Source organism: Actinoplanes sp. KI2 (genome assembly GCF_025630775.1).
GTDB lineage: Bacteria > Actinomycetota > Actinomycetes > Mycobacteriales > Micromonosporaceae > Actinoplanes.
This window is the reverse complement of the sequence record NZ_JAOSZE010000062.1, coordinates 1-21,416: the sequence shown is the minus strand read 5'-3', so window position 1 is coordinate 21,416 and position 21,416 is coordinate 1. Positions and strand designations below refer to the sequence as shown.

The 21,416-nt window shown below is 71.9% G+C and carries 24 protein-coding genes; 11 read left to right on the top strand and 13 right to left on the bottom strand.

The features are described from left to right. Positions 1-6: 6 nt before the first annotated feature. The 10 genes from ODJ79_RS41825 to ODJ79_RS41780 are packed head-to-tail and all read left to right on the top strand — an operon-like array spanning position 7 to position 9,252. Positions 7-780 (top strand): DUF6629 family protein, encoded by a 774-nt coding sequence (locus tag ODJ79_RS41825; protein ID WP_263029274.1) that lies wholly within the window; start codon positions 7-9, stop codon positions 778-780. 55 nt (positions 781-835) lie between these two features. Further along, positions 836-1,831: a cytochrome c oxidase subunit II gene (gene coxB, locus ODJ79_RS41820; RefSeq protein WP_263029273.1), complete on the top strand. Its 996-nt coding sequence runs from the start codon at positions 836-838 to the stop codon at positions 1,829-1,831. Positions 1,832-1,844: 13 nt separating this feature from the next. Then, complete coding sequence (gene ctaD / locus ODJ79_RS41815; RefSeq protein WP_263029272.1) at positions 1,845-3,731, top strand: cytochrome c oxidase subunit I; 1,887 nt, start codon at positions 1,845-1,847, stop codon at positions 3,729-3,731. Next, positions 3,728-4,342, top strand: coding sequence for a heme-copper oxidase subunit III (locus ODJ79_RS41810; RefSeq protein WP_263029271.1), 615 nt, complete (start codon positions 3,728-3,730; stop codon positions 4,340-4,342). Before ctaD ends, ODJ79_RS41810 begins: the two co-directional genes overlap by 4 nt. Further along, positions 4,342-4,740, top strand: coding sequence for a hypothetical protein (locus tag ODJ79_RS41805; RefSeq protein ID WP_263029270.1), 399 nt, complete (start codon positions 4,342-4,344; stop codon positions 4,738-4,740). Before ODJ79_RS41810 ends, ODJ79_RS41805 begins: the two co-directional genes overlap by 1 nt. Further along, positions 4,728-5,549 carry a cytochrome c oxidase assembly protein gene (locus tag ODJ79_RS41800; RefSeq protein WP_263029269.1) on the top strand — a complete coding sequence of 274 codons (822 nt, stop codon included), beginning with the start codon at positions 4,728-4,730 and terminating at the stop codon, positions 5,547-5,549. Before ODJ79_RS41805 ends, ODJ79_RS41800 begins: the two co-directional genes overlap by 13 nt. Continuing rightward, positions 5,546-6,334, top strand: coding sequence for a c-type cytochrome (locus tag ODJ79_RS41795; RefSeq protein WP_263029268.1), 789 nt, complete (start codon positions 5,546-5,548; stop codon positions 6,332-6,334). The genes ODJ79_RS41800 and ODJ79_RS41795 overlap by 4 nt, the downstream gene beginning before the upstream one ends. A gap of 40 nt (positions 6,335-6,374) precedes the next feature. Further along, a complete protein-coding gene (locus ODJ79_RS41790; protein ID WP_263029267.1) occupies positions 6,375-7,208 on the top strand; it encodes a ubiquinol-cytochrome c reductase iron-sulfur subunit in 834 nt (277 codons plus the stop codon). Continuing rightward, complete coding sequence (locus tag ODJ79_RS41785; protein WP_263029266.1) at positions 7,205-8,857, top strand: cytochrome b; 1,653 nt, start codon at positions 7,205-7,207, stop codon at positions 8,855-8,857. The genes ODJ79_RS41790 and ODJ79_RS41785 overlap by 4 nt, the downstream gene beginning before the upstream one ends. A 26-nt stretch (positions 8,858-8,883) precedes the next feature. Continuing rightward, complete coding sequence (locus ODJ79_RS41780) at positions 8,884-9,252, top strand: sensory rhodopsin transducer (protein WP_263029265.1); 369 nt, start codon at positions 8,884-8,886, stop codon at positions 9,250-9,252. Here the strand turns inward: ODJ79_RS41780 and ODJ79_RS41775 are convergent. The 13 genes from ODJ79_RS41775 to ODJ79_RS41715 form a co-directional block, all read right to left on the bottom strand. Continuing rightward, positions 9,249-10,106 (bottom strand): cytochrome c-type biogenesis protein CcmH, encoded by an 858-nt coding sequence (locus tag ODJ79_RS41775; protein ID WP_263029264.1) that lies wholly within the window; start codon positions 10,104-10,106, stop codon positions 9,249-9,251. The genes ODJ79_RS41780 and ODJ79_RS41775 overlap by 4 nt on opposite strands. Further along, the gene (locus ODJ79_RS41770; protein WP_263029263.1) at positions 10,103-10,642 is read right to left on the bottom strand and encodes a TlpA family protein disulfide reductase; all 540 of its coding nucleotides are present in this window, start codon (positions 10,640-10,642) and stop codon (positions 10,103-10,105) included. The genes ODJ79_RS41775 and ODJ79_RS41770 overlap by 4 nt, the downstream gene beginning before the upstream one ends. Continuing rightward, positions 10,639-12,513, bottom strand: coding sequence for a heme lyase CcmF/NrfE family subunit (locus ODJ79_RS41765; protein ID WP_263029262.1), 1,875 nt, complete (start codon positions 12,511-12,513; stop codon positions 10,639-10,641). The genes ODJ79_RS41770 and ODJ79_RS41765 overlap by 4 nt, the downstream gene beginning before the upstream one ends. Next, the gene (locus ODJ79_RS41760) at positions 12,510-12,893 is read right to left on the bottom strand and encodes a cytochrome c maturation protein CcmE (RefSeq protein ID WP_263029261.1); all 384 of its coding nucleotides are present in this window, start codon (positions 12,891-12,893) and stop codon (positions 12,510-12,512) included. The genes ODJ79_RS41765 and ODJ79_RS41760 overlap by 4 nt, the downstream gene beginning before the upstream one ends. Next, positions 12,890-13,606 (bottom strand): cytochrome c biogenesis protein, encoded by a 717-nt coding sequence (locus ODJ79_RS41755; protein WP_263029260.1) that lies wholly within the window; start codon positions 13,604-13,606, stop codon positions 12,890-12,892. Before ODJ79_RS41755 ends, ODJ79_RS41760 begins: the two co-directional genes overlap by 4 nt. 196 nt (positions 13,607-13,802) lie before the next feature. Beyond that, positions 13,803-15,593, bottom strand: a complete 1,791-nt coding sequence (locus ODJ79_RS41750) for a thiamine pyrophosphate-requiring protein (RefSeq protein ID WP_263029259.1) — start codon at positions 15,591-15,593, stop codon at positions 13,803-13,805. Then, positions 15,590-17,218, bottom strand: a complete 1,629-nt coding sequence (locus tag ODJ79_RS41745; protein WP_263029258.1) for a GMC family oxidoreductase — start codon at positions 17,216-17,218, stop codon at positions 15,590-15,592. Before ODJ79_RS41745 ends, ODJ79_RS41750 begins: the two co-directional genes overlap by 4 nt. Further along, entirely contained in the window at positions 17,215-17,823 is a 609-nt protein-coding gene (locus ODJ79_RS41740; RefSeq protein ID WP_263029257.1) for a gluconate 2-dehydrogenase subunit 3 family protein, read from the bottom strand. Before ODJ79_RS41740 ends, ODJ79_RS41745 begins: the two co-directional genes overlap by 4 nt. Further along, positions 17,813-18,271 carry a hypothetical protein gene (locus ODJ79_RS41735; RefSeq protein ID WP_263029256.1) on the bottom strand — a complete coding sequence of 153 codons (459 nt, stop codon included), beginning with the start codon at positions 18,269-18,271 and terminating at the stop codon, positions 17,813-17,815. The genes ODJ79_RS41740 and ODJ79_RS41735 overlap by 11 nt, the downstream gene beginning before the upstream one ends. A 2-nt stretch (positions 18,272-18,273) precedes the next feature. Then, the gene (locus tag ODJ79_RS47335) at positions 18,274-18,645 is read right to left on the bottom strand and encodes an STAS domain-containing protein (protein WP_411267426.1); all 372 of its coding nucleotides are present in this window, start codon (positions 18,643-18,645) and stop codon (positions 18,274-18,276) included. A 44-nt stretch (positions 18,646-18,689) separates the two neighbouring features. Next, a complete protein-coding gene (locus ODJ79_RS41725; protein ID WP_263029254.1) occupies positions 18,690-18,854 on the bottom strand; it encodes a hypothetical protein in 165 nt (54 codons plus the stop codon). Between the two features lie 17 nt (positions 18,855-18,871). After that, the gene (locus tag ODJ79_RS41720; protein WP_263029253.1) at positions 18,872-19,255 is read right to left on the bottom strand and encodes a hypothetical protein; all 384 of its coding nucleotides are present in this window, start codon (positions 19,253-19,255) and stop codon (positions 18,872-18,874) included. Continuing rightward, complete coding sequence (locus ODJ79_RS41715) at positions 19,255-19,779, bottom strand: MarR family winged helix-turn-helix transcriptional regulator (RefSeq protein WP_263029252.1); 525 nt, start codon at positions 19,777-19,779, stop codon at positions 19,255-19,257. The genes ODJ79_RS41720 and ODJ79_RS41715 overlap by 1 nt, the downstream gene beginning before the upstream one ends. A gap of 666 nt (positions 19,780-20,445) precedes the next feature. Here ODJ79_RS41715 and ODJ79_RS41710 point away from each other — a divergent pair. Continuing rightward, positions 20,446-21,309, top strand: coding sequence for an alpha/beta fold hydrolase (locus ODJ79_RS41710; protein WP_263029251.1), 864 nt, complete (start codon positions 20,446-20,448; stop codon positions 21,307-21,309). Positions 21,310-21,416 lie beyond the last annotated feature (107 nt).

Here is a 21,416-nt window from a genome sequence, read left to right as displayed (position 1 = left end):
CCGCGAGTGCCGAACCTCAACCGCTGCGGCTACCCCGTTTGGAGGCCGGACGCCGGGGTAGGCGGCCGTATGTGTTTCTCTGCGTCGGCTGATTTCGTTGCCGCCGGCAGCGTCGCCACGCTCGCGGCGGCCACCCTGCTGCGGGTGCGCCGGCGCGGAGAGCTGCTGTTCGGGCTGTTGCCCGCGCTGTTCGCGGTGCACCAATTCGTCGAGGGATTCGTCTGGCTACGGGTGGACGGGCAACTGGGCGAGGCCGCCGGTGACGCGGCGGCCTACGCCTACGTCCTCTACGCCGAGGGGGTACTCCCAGCGCTCGTGCCGATCAGCATCCTGCTGATCGAGCCGCCCTCGCGTCGGTGGCGGCTCGTTCCCTTCGTGGTTCTCGGCTGCCTGACTGCGGTGTACCTGTTCTGGGCCGACTGTGCGCACGCGGTGACATTCCACCAGGACCATCACTGCATCGCCTATCAGACCGACGGCAGGTTCCTCGGCGTAGCAGCGGTCGCGTACGTCGCGGCGACGTGTGGCGCCGCACTGATCTCCGGCTACCCATGGATGATGATCTTCGGGGTGGCGAATCTGGCCGGAATGGCCGTGACCTTGATCGTGCGGGCCTCCGCGTTTGTGTCGTTGTGGTGCGTCTACGCCGCCGTCACGAGCCTGTTCGTCCTGCTGGTCTTCGTCCGGCAACGTCGTATCCGTTCGCCCGCGGGGCGCGGCGACCAGCACGAAACACCGAGTTCGGCGCGGGCGCGGCGTACCCGGTCATGCCCGGTTTAGGCCGGTGAGAAGGGGGAAACCGCCCCGCCAGTCCGCACGGCGGGAGGGGGATCAGGTGCGAAGGGGCAGGTACGGGACGGCCGCCGCGCTCGCCGCCGTCCTGCTGCTGGCCGCCTGCTCGACCGGTGAGCAGTCGACGCTGAACGCCGTGGGCTCGGGCGCGCGCCGTACCGAGGGCCTCTGGTGGCTGATGTTCTGGATCTCGATGGGCGTTTTCGCCGAGGTGATGGCGATGCTCGGCTGGGCGCTCTGGCGGCGCCGCCGGGCCGAAGCCGTGATCAAGGGCGGCGACGCGCTCGGCCTGGTGACCGTGCTCGGCGTCGCGATCCCGCTGGTCATCCTCGTGATCGTGTACGGCGTCGGGCTGCGCGACCTGAACGCGCTGGCGTCCGCGCCCGGCGGCGCCGACGTCAACGTGGAGATCATCGGGCATCGCTGGTGGTGGGAGGTGCACTACCCGGACCGGCCGGGCGCGGTCACCGCGAACGAGCTGCACATCCCGGTCGGCGAGTCGGTGCGGATCACGCTGCGCACCGCCGACGTGAACCACAGCTTCTGGGTGCCGCAGCTGATGCCCAAGACCGACCTGATCGCCGGCAAGACCAACCAGACCTGGCTGCACACCGACCGGGCCGGCTCGTACCGGGCGCAGTGCGCCGAGTACTGCGGCCAGCAGCACGCCTTCATGGCCCTGCTCGTGATCGCCGAGCCGCGCGCCCGGTTCGACGGCTGGGTGTCCGCGCTCGCCCAGCCCTCGACGACCACCCTGAGCGCCGCCGAGCAACGCGGGCGGGCGGTCTTCGAGCAGGGGTCGTGCGCCGCCTGCCACACCGTGCGCGGCACCACCGCCCAGGGCAAGGTCGGCCCGGACCTGAGCACCATCGGGTCCCGGTGGAGCATCGGCGGCGGCGCCGCCCCCAACGACGCCACCCACCTCGGTCGGTGGATCACCAACTCGCAGACCCTCAAGCCGGGCAACGCCATGCCGCCGCAGCCGGTGCCCACGCAGGATCTCCCCGACCTCATCGCCTACCTCCAGTCCCTGCGGTAGAAGGGCGGCCCGGATGACAGCTACCGAGATCGCCGAGCTGGAGCAGGACTGGGGCGAACGGCCCTCGCTGCACAGTTGGTTCGCCACGGTGGACCACAAGCGCATCGGCCGCCGCTACATGGTCACCGCGGGCGTCTTCTTCATCATCGCCGGGATCAACGCGCTGATCCTGCGGACCCAGCTGGCCGGGCCGAACCGCAAGCTGCTCAGCCCCGAGGAGTACGACCAGCTGTTCACCATGCACGGCACCGTGATGATCTTCTTCTTCGCGACGCCGATGTTCTTCGGCTTCGGCAACTTCCTGGTGCCGCTGATGATCGGCGCCCGGGACATGGCCTTCCCGCGGCTCAACGCGTTCGGTTACTGGGTGTTCGCCTTCGCCGGCGTGGTGATGTTCGGCAGCGAGTTCGTCAAGGCGGCGCCGGACGCCGGCTGGTTCGCCTACACGCCGCTCACCGACCACCCCTACTCGATGGGTCACAACCTCGACGTGTACGCGCTCGGGCTGCTCTTCCTGGGCGTCTCGACCACGGCCGGGGCGATCAATTTCATCGTCACCGCGCTCAAGATGCGCGCTCCGGGGATGTCGCTGAACCGGGTTCCGCTGTTCGTCTGGGCCATCGTCGCCACCTCGTTCATGGTGATCTTCGCACTGCCCGCGCTGAACGTGGCCAACGCGATGCTGTTCACCGACCGGCGCTTCGGCGCGCACTTCTTCGACACCACCCACGGCGGCAGCGCGCTGCTGTGGCAGCACCTGTTCTGGATCTTCGGGCATCCGGACGTCTACATCATCGTGATGCCCGCGCTCGGCATGGTGTCCGCTATCCTGCCCGCGTTCTGCCGGCGCGGTGTCGTCGCGTACCCCCTGATGGTTTTGTCGATCGTCACCATCTCGATCATCTCGTTCGGCGTGTGGGTGCACCACATGTTCGCGACCGGGCTGCCGCAGCTGTCCTACAGTTTCTTCAGCGCGGCCAGCACGCTGATCACCATTCCGTCCGGCATCCAGATCTTCGCCTGGCTGTTCACGATGCTGCGCGGGCGTATCCGGGCCGGCACGCCGTTCCTGTTCGTCGTCGGGTTCATCGTGACGTTCGTGCTCGGCGGGTTCACCGGGGTGATGTTCGCGATCACCGCGTTCGACCAGCAGGTCACCGACTCGTACTTCGTGGTGGCGCACTTCCACTACGTGCTGTTCGGCGGCGCGGTGTTCCCGATGATCGCCGGGGTCTACTACTGGCTGCCCAAGTTCACCGGGCGGATGTTCAGCGAGCGGCTCGGCAAGTGGGCGTTCTGGCTGGTGTTCACCGGGTTCAACGTGACGTTCATGCCGATGCACGTCTCCGGGCTGCTGGGCATGCCGCGGCGGATCTACACGTACCCCGGCGATCTGGGCTGGGACCTGTGGAACCTGATCTCCACGATCGGGTCGTACGTCCTGGCGGTCGGGCTGTTCCTGGTGCTGCTGTCGGTGGTGCTGGCGATCCGGCGGGGCGCGCCGGCGCCGGACGACCCGTGGGGCGGCGACACCCTTGAGTGGGGGACCAGCTCGCCGCCGCGGCCGTACAACTTCGCGGTGATCCCCGAGGTGCACAGCGTGCATCCGATGTGGGACGAGCGCACCCTGGCCGAGCTGGCCGGGGGCGAGGTGCTCGCCGGGCACAAGGCGATGCAGACAAGCGAGCTCGACGGGCGGCACGAGCGGGACATGGAGATGCCCGAGGAGTCGCTGACCCCGCTGGTGACCGCGCTCGGCATCCTCGTCGTCGTGCTCGGCCTGCTCTGGGCCTGGTACTGGGTGGCCGTGATCGGCGGCCTGATCATGTTCGGCTCGATGGCGCACTGGCTGTGGCCGCCCGAGCGGACGCCGCAGCAGGCGGGAGCGACAACACCATGACGGCCGTACGCGAGGCCACCGAGGCGCCGGCGATCACCACCGAGATTCCGTCCGGCCGGACCACCGGCTGGTGGGGGATGGTCCTGTTCGTCACCACCGAGGCCACGTTCTTCGCGGCCGCGCTGGGCAGCTATTTCTACATCCGGTTCCAGTCCGGGCCGCAGTGGCCGCCGCCGCCGGGCGAGGACCCCAAGCTGATGAAGATCTGGGTGATGACCGCGGTGCTGCTGCCCAGCAGCCTGCCGGTGATGTGGGCCGAGCGCGGCATCCGCAAGGGCCAGCGCTGGCGGCTGCGCGTCGGCCTGCTGCTCACCCTGCTGATGGGCACCACCTTCCTGCTCGGGCAGGTCTGGGAGTACGCCGAGGACCTGCACAAGCACACGTTCACCACGGACGCGTACAGCTCGCTGTTCTTCGGCATCACCACCTTCCACGGCTTCCACGTCTTCGTCGGGCTGCTGATGGTCGGCTGGCTGCTGGCCGCCTCGCTGCGCGGCAGCTTCGGCTACCGCCGGCACGAGCGGGTCCGGCTCACCGCCATCTACTGGCACTTCGTCGACCTGGTCTGGGTCGCGATCTTCATTTCCCTCTACCTGTCCCCGAGGCTGTGATGAGCACGCAGACCAACCAGGAAACCCGCCGGCTCGGCGGGCTGCTGATGTGGTTCGGCGCGCTCGGCGGCGCCGTCTCGTGGGCGGTGCACCTGTTCGTCGCGTGGGGCTCCGACGAGCTGACCTGCCAGACCGGCCGGACCAGCATCCAGGGGATCCCGCTGCGCGCGGTGATCGGCGCCGGGGTGGTGCTGCCCGCGCTGGTCACCCTCGCCGCGCTGGCCGTGGCCTGGCGGGCCTGGCGGCAGGCGAACGCGGCCCGACGCTCGGCCGACGACCCCCGGATGGAGCGCGCCGGGATGGTCGCGCTGGTCGGCCTGTGCGCGAACGCCCTCTTCTTCTCGATCATCGTGGCCGGTGGGGCCGCGGTCCTGGTGCTGTCGCCATGTCAGCGCTGACCGGCGCCCAGCGATGGGCCGACCTGCTGGGCGTCCTCACCGTCGCCGGGCTCGCCGCCGCCTACGGGCGCGGCGTCCACGAACTGTGGGCACGGCGCGGCGCCGGCGCGGTGGTGCCGCGATGGCGGGCGGCGGCCTTCGGGCTGGGACTGCTGACCCTGCTCGTCGCGCAGCAGGGGCCGGTGCACGAGGCGGCCGAGCGCTCGGCCGCCGGGCACATGGCCCAGCACATGCTGCTCATGCTGGTCGGCGGCCCGCTGCTGGCCGCGGGCGGGGCCGCGCTGCCGCTGCTGGTCGCCGCGCCGCGCCGGATCCGGGCGGCGGTGGCCCGGCTGCGTTTCCGGGGCCGGTGGTTGCGCCGGCCGATGAACACCGCCCTGCTGACCGCCGGCTTCTACACCGTCGTGCTGTGGTTCTGGCACCTGCCCTCGCCGTACGTGTGGGTGGAGCGCAACGTGGCCGTGCACGGCCTGGAACATCTGAGCCTGGTGGCGGTCTCCTGGGTGCTCTGGTCCACGGTGGTCGGCGCCCGGGCGTACCGGCTGAGCCCGCCGGTCGGCCTGCTACTGCTGTTCGCCTCCGGCATGCCGGCCGCCGCGCTGGGCGCGGTGCTGACGCTGGCGGCGCAGCCGATCTATCCGGGCGTGCCGCTGGCCGACCAGCAGCTGGCCGGGCTGGTCATGTGGGTGCCGATGGACGTGCTGATGCTGCTCGCCGCGGTCGTGCTGTTCCTGCGCTGGATGAGCGGCCTCGAGCGGAGGCTGCCGGCGGCCCGCGACCTGCTACCGGCGGAGGAGGTACCCACATGAGAAGCATCCGTCGCCGGCTGTTCGCCGCGGCGGCCGGGCTGGGCGTGCTCGGCCTGCCGCTGACGGCGCCGCCCGCACCCGCGCCGCCGACGGCCTCCTCTGCGCCGTCGACAGCCTCACCCGCGCCGTCGACGGCTGCCCAGGCGCCCGGCTGGGAGCTTTATCAGCAGAGCTGTTCCAGCTGCCACGGCATGCAGGGCGAGGGCACCACGCGCGGGCCGGCCCTGACCGGCGTCGCGCCCGCCGACGTCGACTTCCAGCTCAGCACCGGCCGGATGCCGCTGCGGACCGGGCAGAACCAGGAGGTCCACCGGATACCGGTGTTCTCCCCGGCCGAGATCGACGCGCTGGTCCAGCAGGTCGGCACCTTCCCGCCCGGCGGCGGCGTCCCGATCCCGGTGGTGCGGCCGGGCGACACGCGCAGCGGGCGAGAGCTCTACCTGACGTACTGCTCGGCCTGCCACTCGGCGGCCGGCGTGGGCGCGACGCTCAGCAACGGGCACGTCGCCCCGTCGCTGTACCGGGCGACGCCGACCCAGATCGGTGAGGCGATCCGGGTCGGGCCCGGGCTGATGCCGGCGTTCCTGCCGGGCGAGCTGTCCGGCGCCGACATCGACAACATCGCCGGGTACGTCGGCGTGCTGCAGAACCACGACGGCAACCTCGATCGCGGCGGCTGGCGGCTGGGCCGGCTCGGGCCGCTCACCGAGGGCGCGGTCGCCCTGGCGCTCGGGCTGGGCGCGGTCGTGCTGCTGGCCCGGCGGCTGGGAAGGAGGGCCGGATGAACGGCTTCCGGCCGGCCCACCGGCGGGGGAGGAGGGCCGGATGAGCGGCGACGACCCGGGACCCATGGGCGGCGAGCGCGGACTGGTCCGCGGCATCAAGATCGCGTTCGGTGTGACGGTGCTCGGCGCGGCCGGCTTCGCGGTCGCGTACGGCCTGGGCGGCAACACCCAACTGCTCGGCCTCGGCCTGGGCGTCGCGTTCGCCGGCCTGGCCGCCGGGCTGTTCCTGTGGGGCCGGCACCTGCTTCCCAGCGGCGGGTTCGTCGAACAGCGGCCGCCGTTGAGCGCGCCCACCCGGCAGCGGCAGCTGCTGGCCGAGGCGGCCGGCGGCCCGCAGAGCCCGATCCACCGGCGCGGGCTGGTCGGCATGCTGGTGCTGGCGGCCGGCTCGATCGCGGTGGCGGCGCTGTTCCCCCTGCGTTCGCTGCTCTCGTTCCGCCGGCCCGACCCGGTCACCCAGCTGCGGCACACCGCGTGGCAAACCGGCGGCCTGCGGCTGGTCACCCCGGACGGCGTCCCGGTCCGCGCGGCCGACGTCACCGCCGAGAACATCCAGATCGTGGTCCCCGAGGGGCACGCCCGCGACGGCGACGCCCCCGCCTTCGTGGTCCGGATCGACGGCAACCCGGTCGCCTACTCGCTGCTGTGCACCCACGCCGGCTGCCCGGTCGCCCTGTACGAGCAGAGCACCGGCCACCTGCTCTGCCCGTGCCACCAGTCCGCCTTCAACCTCAAGGCCGGCGCGAAACCGATCGCCGGGCCGGCCGCGCGGCCGCTGCCCGGCCTGCCGATCGAGGTCGACGAGCAGGGCTATCTGCGCGCCACCGGCGACTTCACCGGGCCGCCCGGAGCCGGCTTCTGGAGTCGCACATGATCACGCGGCGGCTCTACCGGCAGCTGGACGCGCGGCTGGGCACCACGTCGCTGGGCCGGACCGCGCTCGCCAAGGTCTTCCCCGACCACTGGACGTTCATGCTCGGCGAGATCGCGCTGTACTGCTTCATCGCGCTGGTGCTCACCGGGACGTACCTGACCCTGTTCTTCGAGCCGAGCACCGCGGAGTCGGTGTACCACGGCGCCTACCAGCCGCTCGACGGCTCGAAGGTGTCCAGCGCCTTCGCCTCGACCGTCCGGCTCAGCTTCGATGTCCGCGCCGGCCTGCTGATGCGCCAGGCACACCACTGGGCCGCTCTGCTGTTCGTCGGCGCGATCGTGCTGCACCTGCTGCGGATCTTCTTCACCGGCGCCTTCCGCAAGCCCCGCGAGATCAACTGGCTCATCGGGGTCACCATGCTCGCGCTGGCGCTGCTGAACGGCTTCACCGGTTACTCGATGCCCGACGACCTGCTCTCCGGCACCGGCCTGCGGATCATCAACTCGGTCGTGCTGTCGGTGCCGATCGTCGGCGGATGGATCGCCCTGCTGGCCTTCGGCGGCGAGTTCCCCACGCCGGAGCTCACCCCGCGGCTCTACATCAGCCACGTCTTCCTGGTGCCCGGCGTGTTCGCCGTGCTGATCTCGCTGCACCTGGCGATCCTGATCCGGCAGAAGCACACCCAGTTCCCCGGCCCGGGTCGCACCGACACCAACGTCACCGGCTCCCGGCTGTGGCCCGCGTACGCCGCCCGCTCGCTGAGCCTGGCCACCGCGGTCCTCGCGGGGGTCTTCCTGCTCGGCGGCCTGGTGCAGATCAACCCGGTGTGGATCTACGGGCCGTTCCACCCGGCCCAGGCCACCTCCCCGGCCCAGCCCGACTGGTACGTGGCCTGGGGCGACGGCGCCCTGCGACTGTTCCCGAACGTCGAGTTCCACATCTTCGGCCACCTCGTCCCGTCGCCGTTCCTGCCCGGCGCCGTTCTCGGGGCGGTGATCTTCCTGCTGCTGTACGCGTGGCCGTGGCTGGATCGCTGGGCAACGGGCGACCGCGACTTCCACCACGTGCTCGAACGGCCCCGGGACCGGCCGGGGCGGGTCGCCGTCGGCGCCGGAGCGCTCACCTTCTTCGCGGTCCTGCTGGTGGCCGGGGCCGACGACATCCTCGCCCGGCTGACCGCGTGGCCGATCGCCACCATCCTGCGTACCCTGCAGATCCTGGTCTTGATCTTGCCGGTTGTGGTGGGCGCTATCGCCTTCGTGGTAGCCCGTGCGCTGCGAGCCGGCACCGCGCAGACCTTGGCCGAGCTGACCGCCGCGGAGCTGCGGACGGGATTTGCCCGGCACGCCGCCAGCGCACCGGAGCCGACGCCGCCGGACGCGGCGATCCACCTGTGGCGCAACGAGGACGAGACCTGGCGCTGGCGGTGGTCGGCGGCGGACGAGGAGCTGACCAGCAACGAGGTGTACCTGAGCCGGGACGAGGCGTTCGCGGCGGCCCGGGTCGCGTACGCCGGGGTAATGGTCATGCAGGACGAGCCGCCGGCCGGGCAGGTCCTGCCGCTGCCCGAGCACCCGCCCGGCTGGGGCGCCCGCCTGGCCGCGGCCGGCATCTGGGTCGCGCTGTTCGTGACCCGCCGCCGCAAATAGCACGCCGTCGAGAAAGGAAAGAATTTATGGAGCCACTGGGCGCCACGACCTGGGTCATCGCGGAGGGCTACATCCCCGGTTCCTCCACCGGGCCGCAGCCGCAGATGCTCAGCCACGAGACCGTCTGCCTGCTCAACACCGGCGACGAGGACGCGCACGTCGAGATCACGGTGTTTCTCGCCGACGCCGAGCCGCTCGGGCCGTGGCGGGTCACGGTGCCCGCGCGGCGGACGCTGCATCAGCGTTTCAACGACCTCACCGACCCGCCGGTGCCGCGCGACGCCGACTACGCCAGCGTCATCCGCAGCGACCGGCCGATCGTCGCCCAGCACACCCGGCTGGACTCGCGTCAGGCGGCGAACGCCCTGCTGTCCACCATCGCGTACGCCGCTTAGCCGCGCGGGGCGAGCAGCCGCCGGACCTGGGCCGCGGCGGGGTCGTTCGGGGCCGCCGCCAGGAACCGGCGCAGGGTCGTCGTCGCCGCGGGCGATCCGGTCGCGCGCTGGGCCAGGCCGAGCAGCAGCAGCGCCTGGGTGTCGGCGGGCCGGTCGGTCAGCACCTGCTGGGCCACCCTGCCCGCCTCGCCGGCCTGATCGGCGCGCAGCAGATCGAAGGCCAGCCGCAGCCGGATGTCGTCGTCCGGTTGCCGGGTGACGGCGTCCCGGTAGACGTCGGCCGCCTCGGCGTAGCGGCCCTGCGCCTCCAGTGACCGGCCGAGATCGGTCTCCGTGGCGCCGGAGGGCGGGGCGGGCGGCGCGGACCGGGGACTGGCCACCGCGACGACGGCCACCATGGCGACCAGGCCGGCCGCGGCGATGTCCCAGTACCGCGGCGACCAGCGCCGTGCGGCGGCCGTCGCCCGGGCCGGGCCGGCGGTGCGGCGCGCGCGCCACCCGAGGTATCCGAGCAGCCCGAGAACCAGCAGCGGCACGAGCCAGAGCACCGCCCCGAGACGGCCGTGCGGGGGATCGGCGAGGATGCCGGTCCCGTACCGGTCCACGAAGTACTGCCGGATCTGGCCGGGTGAGCGGCCCTCGGCCAGTTGCGCGGCGATGGTGTCACGCATCGCGGCGGCCATCGGCGACTGCGACTGGGCGACCGACTCGCCCTGGCAGGCGGGGCACAGCAGCTGCGCGGCGATGCTCGTGCCGGTCTCGGCGCGCGGCGCCGCCGACCGCCAGGCCGCGGCGCCGAACCCGGCGAGCAGGACCACCAGCACCGCGTACGGGAGGAAACGCCGCGCCCTCATGAGCCCAGCAACTCCGGCACCTGTTGCCGCAGCCATCCGGCGTCCACCTCGCCCTGCACCCACCAGCGCACCCGCCCGGAACGGTCGACCAGGAAGGACTCCGGGACGCCGCGCGCGCCCCAGGCCACGGCCGCGGCGCCCTGCGGATCGGTCACGCTGGTCAGGTCCTGCGCGCCGGCCTCGGTCAGCATCCGCCGGGCGGATTCCACGTTGTCGCGCATGTCGATGCCGGCCACCGTGAAGCCCTGGGCGGCCCACTGCCGCTGGGCCGCCGCGAGCGCGGGCAGTTCCTGCCGGCAGGGGTCGCACCAGGACGCCCAGACGTTGACCAGCACCACCTTTCCGTGTTGCCGGGCGAGATCGAACGAGCTGCCGGTCAGGGTGGTGCCGCGCAGGGCCGGGGCCGGTTCGTCGCGGGGCTGCGCCTGCGGGATGTCACGCCGGCCGCCGGTCGACCGGAGGCCGGCGGCCAGGGTGACGCCGAGCCCGGCCACTGCCAGCAGGACGAGGCCGAGCCGGATCAGCCGCTTGTTCATGCCGTGCTCACCGCCGCAACGGGCTCGGCCGCCGGGACCGGGCTGCGGCGGGCCGGCCGGCGCAGGACCGACAGCGCGCCGCCGAGCGCGGCGAGCGCCCCACCGGCCCAGATCAGGCCGACCAGCGGGTTCACGGCCAGCCGCACCGTCGCGGCGCTGCCGTCCGGGGCCACCGCGAGCACGGTGGCATACACGTCGCGCAATGGGCTCGAGCGGATGCTGGGAACGCTCACCGTCGTGTCCCGGGCGGGGTAGTAGCGCAGCGCGGGTTCGCTCACCCCGCTCGCGCCCCCGGAGAGCTCGAGCCGGACGGTCGCCGTCCGGGGATCCACCGCCGCGAGGCGGGCGGTGACACCACCCGCCCGGACCGTCTGGCCTGGGTGCAACTGACGCTCCACCCCGATCGTGTACGCCGAGGACGCCGCCACGCCGACCGCGACGATCGCCAGTCCACCGTGCGCGAACAGCCACCCGACGCGGCGCCGCGGCACCGCCGCGACCAGCCCGGCCAGCACGTACGCGCCCAGCCCGAACGTCGCCAGCGGCAGGATCCCGGGCCGGCTCAGCAGCCCGGCGACGGCGGCCGTGCCCAGCCCGATCATCGCCGGCACCAGCAGCGGCCGTAACGAGGCGGCCCGGCCCGGCCGCAGCACCGGCGCCACCCCCATCAGCAGCAGCACGAGCAGGGCGACCGGCACGGCGGACCGGTTGAAGTAGCCGGCGCCGACGGTGGCCTGGCCGCCCTGCACCGCCTCGGCCAGCAGCGGGAACAGCGTCCCGGTCAGCACGACCGCGGTGATCACCACGAGCAGGACCGCGTTGCCGACCAGCGCCGACTCCCGCGACAGCAGCGGCGAGGGCGCACCGGACGACCCGGCCCGGGAGCGCCACGCGCTGAGCCCGAGTACCGCGGTGACCGACAGCAGCAGGAAGCCCAGCAGCATCGGGCCCAGCGGCGAGGCGGTGAACGCGTGCACGCTGGCCACCGCGCCCGAGCGGGTCAGGAACGTGCCGGTCAGCACCAGCAGGAAGGTCGCGCAGGACAGCGAGACCGTCCAGGCGCGCAGCGCCGGCGTGCGCCGCCCGGCGATCAGCGTGTGCAGCAGCGCGGTCGCGGTCAGCCACGGCATCAGCGAGGCGTTCTCCACCGGGTCCCAGGCCCAGTAGCCGCCCCAGCCGAGCACGGCGTACGACCACCAGGCGCCCATCGTGATCCCGGCGGTCAGCAGCGCCCATGCGCCGAGCGTCCACCGGCGCACCACCGCTTGCCAGATCCGGTCGCTCCGGCCGGTCAGCAGGGCGGCGATCCCGTACGCGAACGGCACGGCGAGCGCGATGTACCCGGCGTACAGCAGCGGCGGATGCACCCCCATCGCCGGATGCTCGCGCAGCAGCGGGTTCGGCCCGGGACCGTCGGCCGGCGCGGGGGACACCGCGGCGAACGGGTTGGCGGCGAAGTAGGTGAGCGCGAAGAAGAACACCGCCACCACGCCGACCACCGACAGCGCCCACGGCCGCAGCTCGTCCGGTCCGGCCGCCCGGCGCCCGAGCAGGACCGCGCAGGCGGCCAGGATGAGCAGCCATAGCAGCAGCGAGCCGTCCAGGGCGGCCCACAGGCTGGTGACCGTGTAATACAGCGGCACGTCCCGGCCGCCGTTCTCGGCCACGTACCGGACGCCGAAGTCGTGCGTCAGCAGCGCCGCCTCCAACGCGCCGCAGGCCAGCGCCGCCGCGCCGAGCGTGGCCCAGCCGGCGATCCGGGCCGGCCGGGCGGGCGCACCGGCGATCGCGACCCGCAGCCACAGCAGGGCCGACCCGACCGAGGCCACCAGCCCCAGCGCGAGGCAGACGCTGCCCAGGTGGCCGATCACCGGGCGGCCTCGGCGGGCCGGTATTCATTGCCGTGCTTGACCATCACCGTGTCCGAGCGGAACACCCCCTGGCCGTCGAGCGCGCCCACGACCACGGCGTCCTGTCCCTCCCGGATCGTGCCCGGCAGGTCGGCGTCCTCCTCGACGTCGACCTGCGCGGCGCCGTCGCCGATCCGGAACCAGGTGGCGCCGTTCTCGGTGCGCAGCGAGCCGGGCAGCACCTGCCCGCCGAGGCGTACCCGATGGCCGGGGCCCCCGTCGAGCACCTCACCCGGCGTTCGGTAGAAGGTCAGCGTGTGCTGCAAGCCCGCCGTGACCAGCAGCGCCATCCCGGCGAGCAGCAGGCCGAGCAGCAGCAGCCGGGCACGGCGGGCGGTCACGGCCGCACCCGCGCGCGCCGGGACGTCACCTCGGGCACGCCGGCCCGGCGCTCGAGGACGGCCAGCCGGCACAGGAACAGCCAGCCCGCGGTCACGGTGGCGGCGAGGACGCAGATCACCAGCGCGGTCAGCATCAGGCCGTCGATCGGTGGGGCGGTCCGCGGTGCCAGGATCGTGGCCGGTTGGTGCAGCGAGCGGAACCAGACCACCGAGAAGTGCGCGACCGGCACGATCACGAAGCCGGCCACGCCCAGCCAGGCGGCCCGGCGCTCACCGTACGCGCGGCGCACGGTGAGCTGAGCCGCGTACACCAGGAACATGGCGACCGTGCTGACGATCCGCGGATCCCAGGCCCACCACACGCCCCAGGCGAGACGGCCCCACAGCGAACCGGCCAGGAAGGCCACCGCGGTGGCGGCCAGGCCGAGCTCGGCGGCGGCCCGGGCCGCCCGGTCCCAGCGCGGGTCGGCCCAGATCAGCACGCCGCCGCTGGCGATCAGCACGGCGAAGAAGGCCAGATACGCGGTCCAGGCGGCCGGCACGTGCAGATACATCAGGCGCTGCGCCTGACCCTGGATGGCGTCCGGCGGCGCCACGGTCAGGCCGGCGAGCAGACCGGCGGCGGTGAGGCCGGCCGCCGCCCAGCCGACCGTGCGCCGATCGCGTGCGGCGTGGCGGCCCGCCAGCAGCGGGGTAGCGGGCTGATCGGACATCGGTTCCTCCGCTGGTAAAGTGGGGCGCTCGTCGCGTCCCCGGTGAGCGGCCGTTTAAACCTCGAACCGACCGGCTTTGGTGGTGGCGCAGGCGGCCGGCCGCTGCTCGGAGGCGCCGACCTCGTTCTGGATCTGCTTCAAGCCCATCGGTCGGTCTTGGTGACACCCACCGTGCTGGCAGGGCGCCGTTCGGTTGTCAGTGCTCGTGCGGCAGGAACTCCTGGATTTTGGTCTTGGCACCTTCCCGGATGATGCCCCAGCGGCTGCTGTCGCCCTTGAGCAGGGCGCCGGCGGCGTCCTTCATCTGCTCGAAGGTGGAGTGCGGCGGGATGGGCGGCACGTCCGGGTCGGTGCGCACGTCGAGGAGGGTGGGCCGGTCTCCGGCGAGGGCCTGCTGCCAGGCGTCGGCGATCTGGTCGGGTTTGTCGACGGTGACGCCGCGTAGGCCCAGACCGGCGGCGAAGGCGGCGTAGTCCACGTCGGGCAGTGTCTGGGAGGGCAGGAACGAGGGTGCGCCTTCCATCGCCCGCATCTCCCAGGTGACCTGGTTGAGGTCGTTGTTGTGCAGCACGGCGATGATCAGGCGCGGATCCTGCCACTGCTGCCAGTAGTGCTTGATGGTGATCAGCTCGGCGAGGCCGTTCATCTGCATGGCGCCGTCGCCGGCGAAGACGATCACGGGCCGGTCGGGATGGCCGAACTTCGCACCGATCCCGTACGGGACGCCGGGTCCCATGGTGGCCAGATTGCCGGAGAGGGAACCGCGCATGTCGGCGCGGAAGCGTAGTTGGCGGGCGTACCAGTTGGCCGCGGAGCCGGAGTCGGCGGTGACGATGGCGTTGTCCGGCAGCAGCGGCGACAGCTCGTGGAACAGCCGCATCGGGTTGATCGGGTCGGCGTCCACCATGGCCTCGGCCTGCATGACCTGCCACCAGCGGGACACGTTGTGCTCGATCGTCTCCCGCCACGCGCGGTCCGGTTTGCGCCCCACCAGCGGGATCAGGGCGCGCAGCGTCGCGGCGGCGTCGCCGACGAGGTTCACCTCGTACGGGTAGCGCATGCCGATGTACTTGCCGTCGATGTCGATCTGCACCGCCCGGGCCTGGTCGAAGGCCGGCAGGAATTGCGTGTACGGGAAGCTGGAGCCGACGGTGAGCAGCGTGTCGCAGTCCATCATCATCTCGTAGCTGGGCCGGGTGCCGAGCAGCCCGATAGAGCCGGTCACGTAGGGCAGGTCGTCGGCGAGCACGTCCTTGCCCAGCAGCGGCTTGGCCACCCCGGCGCCGAGCAGTTCGGCGATCTGCTCCACCTCGGCGCGGGCGTGGCGGGCGCCCTGCCCGGCCAGGATGGCGACCTTGCTACCGGCGTTGAGCACCTCGGCGGCGCGGGCGAGAGCCGCGTCGTCCGGAACCGCCGTGGGCCAGTCGACGCCGATGCTGGAGGGCACCATCTTGAACTCGTGGGTCGGTGCCGAGTACTCGAGCTCCTGCACGTCGGACGGAATGATGACGGCCGTCGGGGCGTGCTCGGTGAGCGCCACGCGGATCGCCCGGTCCAGCACGTTTGGCAGTTGCTCGGGAACGGTGACCATCTGCACGTACTCGCTCGCGACATCCTTGAACAGGCTCAGCAGGTCGACCTCCTGCTGGTAGGAGCCGCCCATCGCGGAGCGGGCGGTCTGCCCGACGATGGCGACCACCGGGACGTGGTCGAGTTTCGCGTCGTACAGGCCGTTGAGCAGATGGATCGCGCCGGGCCCGGAGGTGGCCATGCAGACGCCGAACCTGCCGGTGAACTTCGCGTAGCCGACCGCCTCGAACGCGGCCATCTCCTCGTGCCGCGCCTGCACGAACATCGGCTGGTCGCCGGCGCGGCCCCAGGCGGCAAGGATGCCGTTGATGCCGTCGCCGGGGTAGGCGAAGACCTTGTCCACGCCCCATTCCTTGAGGCGGCCGAGCAGGTGGTCGGCAACGGTGGGTTTGCTCATCGGTTGCTCCCTCGGAGTCGGTCGGCGGCTCGCGCGGCGACGGCCATGATGGTCAGAGCCGGGTTCGCGCTGCCCTGGGTCGGGAGCACGCTGCCGTCGGTGATGTACAGGTTGGGTACGGCGAAGGTGCGGCAGTCGGCGTCGACCACCCCGTGCCGTGGGTCGGCCGCCATCCGAGCGCCGCCGACCAGATGTGCGTACCGCTGGATGGTGATCACCTCGCCGGCGCCCGCGGCGTGCAGGATGTCCTCCATGACCTGCTGGGCGGCCCGCATCAGCTGCCGGTCGTTGTCGCCCTGGCTGTAGGAGAACTTGGCGACCGGCAGGCCGTGGCGGTCCTTCTCGTCGGCCAGCGTCACGCGGTTGTCCGGCCGGGGCAGGAACTCGCACAACGCGCCCAGGCAGGACCAGTGCACGTAGTCGCTCATGTAGCGGCGCAGGTTGTCGCCCCAATGCCCCTGGGCGGCGACGTGCTCGGCCCAGGTGATCGGCAGGGGCGAGACGGTCTGGATCGAGAACCCTCGTTTGTAGGGCCGGGCCGGGTCGGTCTCGTAGAACTGCTCGGTGCTGACCTCGGGCGGCGGCGCCTTGTACATCCGGATCTCGGCGTCGAACCGGCCGGCCGTCTGCGGTGCGCCCTGCACCATGAGGTACCGGCCGACCTGGTCGAAGTCGTTGCACAGGCCGTCCGGGAAACGTGCCGACGCGGAGTTGAGCAGCAGCCGTGGCGTCTCGATCGAGTAGCCGGCAACCGCGACCATCCGGGCCCGCTGGAACCGGGTGATGCCGTCGCGGACGTAGTGCACCCCGGTCGCCAGTCCGGTCCGCTGGTCGACCTCGATCCGGGTGACCATGGAGTCGGCGCGGACCTCCGCACCGTGTGCGAGGGCGTCCGGGATGTGCGTGATCAGGGGCGAGGCCTTGGCGTTGACCTTGCAGCCTTGGAGGCAGAAGCCGCGGTAGATGCAGTGCGGCCGGTTGCCGAAGCGGCCGTTGGCGATCGCCACCGGACCGACCTTGGCGGTGATGCCGGCCGCCCGGGCGCCACGCAGGAAGATCTCGCCGTTGCCGCCGACCGGGTGCGGCCGGTGCGGGTAGGTGTGCGGGTCGCCCCAGGGCCACCGTTCGCCCGCGACCGGCAGTTCCTGCTCGATCGCCTCGTAGTAGGGCCGGAGATTCCGGTACGACAACGGCCAGTCGGCGCCGACCCGGTCGCGGGTGTACGTCTCGAAGTCGCTCGGATGAAAGCGCGGCGTGTATCCGGCGTAGTGCACCATCGACCCGCCCACTCCGCGACCGGAGTTGTTGGAGCCCAGCGGCACCGGATCGGTGCCGTCGATGACCCGTGGCTCGGTCCAGTACAGGTGGTGCGAGCCGGCCTCGTCGCTGACCCAGTCGCGGTCCGGGTCCCAGAACGGCCCGGCGTCCAGCGCCGCCACCCGCCATCCGCCGCGCGCCAGCCGTTGGGTCAGCACGGAGCCGCCGGCGCCGCAGCCGACGACGACCAGGTCCACCTCGTCGGTGTCGTCGAAGCGGCGCATGTCGGCGCGGAGCCGATGGTTGGTCCGGCTGCCGTCGTTGGGCAGCAGCCAGGCGGAGGCGTTGCGGTCACGTACCGTGCTCATCGCAGCGGGTCCTCGTCGGGGCGGGCGTCGCGCACCTCGAACGGGTCGCGGCGGTCCACGCCGATGTTCTTGTAGCCGCGCGGGTAGGCGGGCCCCGGGAAGCCGATCTCCGACCAGATGTCCGGGTGCGCGTAGAAGGCGGTGCACGCGTACCGCGTCCAGAGGCTCCAGACCCGTCCCGCGGGCATTCCGTGCCACCGCCGCGTACCGAGGTCCTGGACGGCCTGGATCAGCTCGTCCTGCTCCTTCTCCGAACAGCGGGCGAAATCCTGCCCGTGCGCGCGGCGGGCGTCGTCCTGCAGCGCGGCGAGGGTGGCTCGCCACGCCTGGCCGTCCTCCGGCAGGTCGGCGTATCGCCATCCGTCGGTCTGCGCCTCGGCCAGCCGGGCGTCGATCATGGCGGCGACGGCGATCCGGTCGTCGCCGCGCTGCCCGAGCAGCCGGTCACAGAGCACGGCGGCCACCGCCTGTTCCTCGGGGGTGAAGAACCGGAAGTCCCGGACGTTGCTCATCCGGCCGAGCACGACGCCCGCGGTGACCGGGTCCCAGTGCCGGTGCTGGGCCGGGACGTCGAAGCCGGGGAATCGGGTGTGCTCAGCGTTCACGGCGTAGCACCGCCGCGAGCAGTCCCATGCCGCCGACCATGGTGACCAGCAGAGGCGCCAGCAAGGGCGGCCCCATCTCCATGTTGTAGCGGGCGTTGGCCCAGCCGCCCGGCTTCTGCGCGATCCCGCGGGCGTGCAGGTAGGTTCCCTGCAGGCCGTTGAGCACAATGGCGGCGGACGCGATCGGCAGGACCGTCTTGGCCATCCGCTTGCTGAAGAAGCCCGCGACGCCGGCGGCCGCGCCGACCGGACCCAGCGTCACCGGCACCCACATCATCTTGTTGCCGAAGCTCGCCGAATCGTGCTCGAAGAAGATCTCCGCCGCGGTGACCAGGGCGCCGGCCGCGGTCAGCGCCGACAGGCTGCGCTCAAACCGTCCGGTCCGGACATTGCCGACCAGCCGGTCAACATCCCATCGAGCCCGGGACCGCCTGCTTGTTGAACGCACAACTACCTCCTCGGTTTCAAGGCGTGCCGCCGCGCCCGGCGGCTGGGCCGGGGCGCTGGCGGCCGCTGAGCCGGCGGGCACCCGGGCGGGGCGGCCTGGACTCCGCTGATCCGGAGAACCCGCGCGACAATCCCGTGCGCGCCGGTAATCCGGCAGGCGATACGCCGGCGGCCGACGGCGGCCTGGACTCCGAGCAGCGCCCGAACACCGGCAGCGTCCAGGAACGAGACCGCCCGCAGATCAAGCTCGAGGGCGCGGACGCCCGGTACAACGGCCGATTTTGCGGCGAAGACCACCACCGCTTCGGCGACGCAGAGATCGAGGTCACCGGTCAGGGCAATGCGTAGGATGGCCCCGTCACGCTCCTGGGACATGGTGAAGGTGCGCGCCGGCTCGGCGCAGGTCCGCGGCCTGACAGTCATCTCGGTCTCGCCCCGCCGCGGGTAGGGATGGACTTACCGCTCAGCGGGCAGGCGGCGTTGACCAGGCTCTCGACGCTCTCGCCGAGAAGCTTGCCGGGGTCGGGACTCTCGTTGACGCCGGCGCGGCCCGGGCGGCTGGGCTTGACGGTGAGCGCATGCATAAATCCTCCAGCGATGGTCAGCTGACGGAATCAGTAATCGGAATGTTCGGCTGCGTGGACCGACCGGGCTCGGGCACCTCACCACCAAGGACCGTGCGGGCGGCGCGGCGAGCCACCAGGAACGCGTGCCGGCAGCTGCCGCTGTCGCCGTTGACGGGCGGTGACTGCGCGATGACCTCGCCGGCCGAGTCCGTGAGCGACCATCGGAAGCACCCGTCCATGGCCGGCGTGACGCGCAGGGTGCCGTCGCTGTCGCGTAGCCGCTGCACCGCCTGCTGCCAGCCGAGCCCCGGAGTGCGGGCAATCGGCGCGGTGGCGAGCACCTCTAGACCTGCGGCGCTGCGGTGGACCAGCTGCCAATGCGCGGGCATCCCGTCGCGGCCGGGCCGCACAGCGATCATCACCGTTCTGCCCCCGTAGGTGCGTCTGAGTACTGCTCGTTCCAGCCCAGCCACCACTGCTGGTCGTCGTTTTCCCCGGCCGCTTCGGCGAAAGTCGTCAGTGCCGTGACGACCGCCGGCTGCCACAGACCGCAGGTGTTTTCGACGATGCGCTGCAGCTCGGCACGCCGGTGCGCCATGGTCTGCTCGACGATCTGCCGACCCTCCGCGGTGGCCCGGACCTGCACCGCGCGCCGGTCGCTGGCCGAGCGGCTGCGCCGGACCAGGCCCTTGCGGATCAGCCGGTCCAGCATCCGGGTCGCGGTCGACGGGTTGACCTGCAACTCGTCGGCGATGTCACTGCTGCGTTGCGGGCCGCGCGCGACCAGCACGACCAGGACACGGAACTGCGGCAGAGTGACGTCGGGGTCGACGACCGCGAACGACCTGGCCGCGACGCCCACGAAGGCCCGGCTGGCCAGCACGAGCGCTTTGACCGTGTCCGGCTGGGCCGGCTCGACCGGTACTGGTTCGGTGATGCTCACGATGCGCTCCGCGCAGCCGACGTGTAGCCGAACAGCCGAGCCCACCGCAAGTCCACCAGCCGCACCCAGCCCGGGCACAGCCGGCCAAACAAGATCAAAGACTCATGTCCGGGGGAGTGCATGAGACACGCCTACCCACCGTTGCACCAGGCAAACATTGCCGTAGACAACCTTTCCGCGCGGATCGTCGCAGGCCGCCTGCGACTCGTCCGGCCGAACGGGCGCCGGCCATCAGGGTCTGCCGATCGTGTTGTGCAACCGCCGCCGGTGGTGGCCCGCTGATCTCCGTCGGGGTCACCGGGGGCCGGTCGGTGTACATATCGGCCGCCGCGGCGATGGCCAGCTTTGGCCTGGCACGCCCTGTACCAGGGCGTGGCCGGCGTGGGGGTCCGCGCTCGAGGGGCTGCTCGCCACCGGTTATCTGGCCACCGGCAGCTTGCTCAAACCGGTGATCGTTCAGATCGTTATCGATGTGTGCGCTGCTGCTCGCATCGATCCCGGCCAACGCCGCAAGCCGGTGACCCACGGATCAAGGCCCGAACTGGCCCGGACTCCAACCTGTCACCGAGCGTCTGTCCGGGGTGGCGCCCATGGGATAGCCTCGGGTCGGAGTGCCGGGAAGCCTGGTCGGCGATGTCAACGCTGGCTGATGTTCGGAGGCGAACGGTGCGTACCGTCGAGCGGCCGACCACGGTGGCCGTGCTGGATTGCGGCCCGATCGAATATCGCCTGGAACGCGGTGACGGCCCGGTGGTGCTGCTGTTCCATGGCGGCCACATGCGGGCGGGTCTGGCCTTGGGTGAGCAGATGTTCACCGACGGGGGCTACACGATCCTCGCGCCGTCAAGACCAGGGTATGGCCGCACCCCGCTCTCGGCCGGACCCTCTCCAGCGGCATATGCCGATGTGGTGCGGGCCTTGTGCGAGCGGCTGGGCATCGCCCGGGTTGCGGCGGTCGTCGGTGTCTCCGCCGGTGGCCCGACGGCCGTCGCCATGGCGGCCAAGCATCCTGACCTGGTCGAGCGGCTGATCCTGATCAGCGCCGTCGGCCGGCTGCCGTGGCCCGCTCCGCTGGTCCGCCTGGGCTCTCGGGTGACGTTCGCACCCGGGGTGGAAGCCGGTACCTGGGCCGCTGTCCGACTGCTCATGCGCTGGTCCGAACGGGGTGCGCTGCAGCTTCTGATGGGCAGCTTGTCGACATTGCTGGCCCGGCACGTCATCGGGACCCTCACGCCGGCCGACCGGAAAACGCTCCTGGCATTGTTCGGCTCGCTCCGCTCAGGGCGAGGCTTCGTCAATGACCTGCGCGCGGTCGCCGACCTCTCGCCGCATGTCCGCCAGCCCGCCGTGGTCATCGCCAGCCGCACCGATGGGGGAGTGCCGTTCGCGCACGCGGAGTCGCTCGTCGCCGGCATCCCGCAGGCCACGCTGGTGGAAAGCCGAGCGGCATCGCACTTTGTCTGGTTCGGCCCTGACTGGCCGGCCATCATCGAGCGTGTCCAGCGGTTCCTGCATCGGGAAGGGACGTAAACCGCTGGGGCATCGCGAACCTGGTCGCCGAGGCGGGCCGGCGGCCCCGGTTCATGACGATGACGCGACGTAGCGGGCGATTGACGGCGGGTGGTGATCCGGCATTT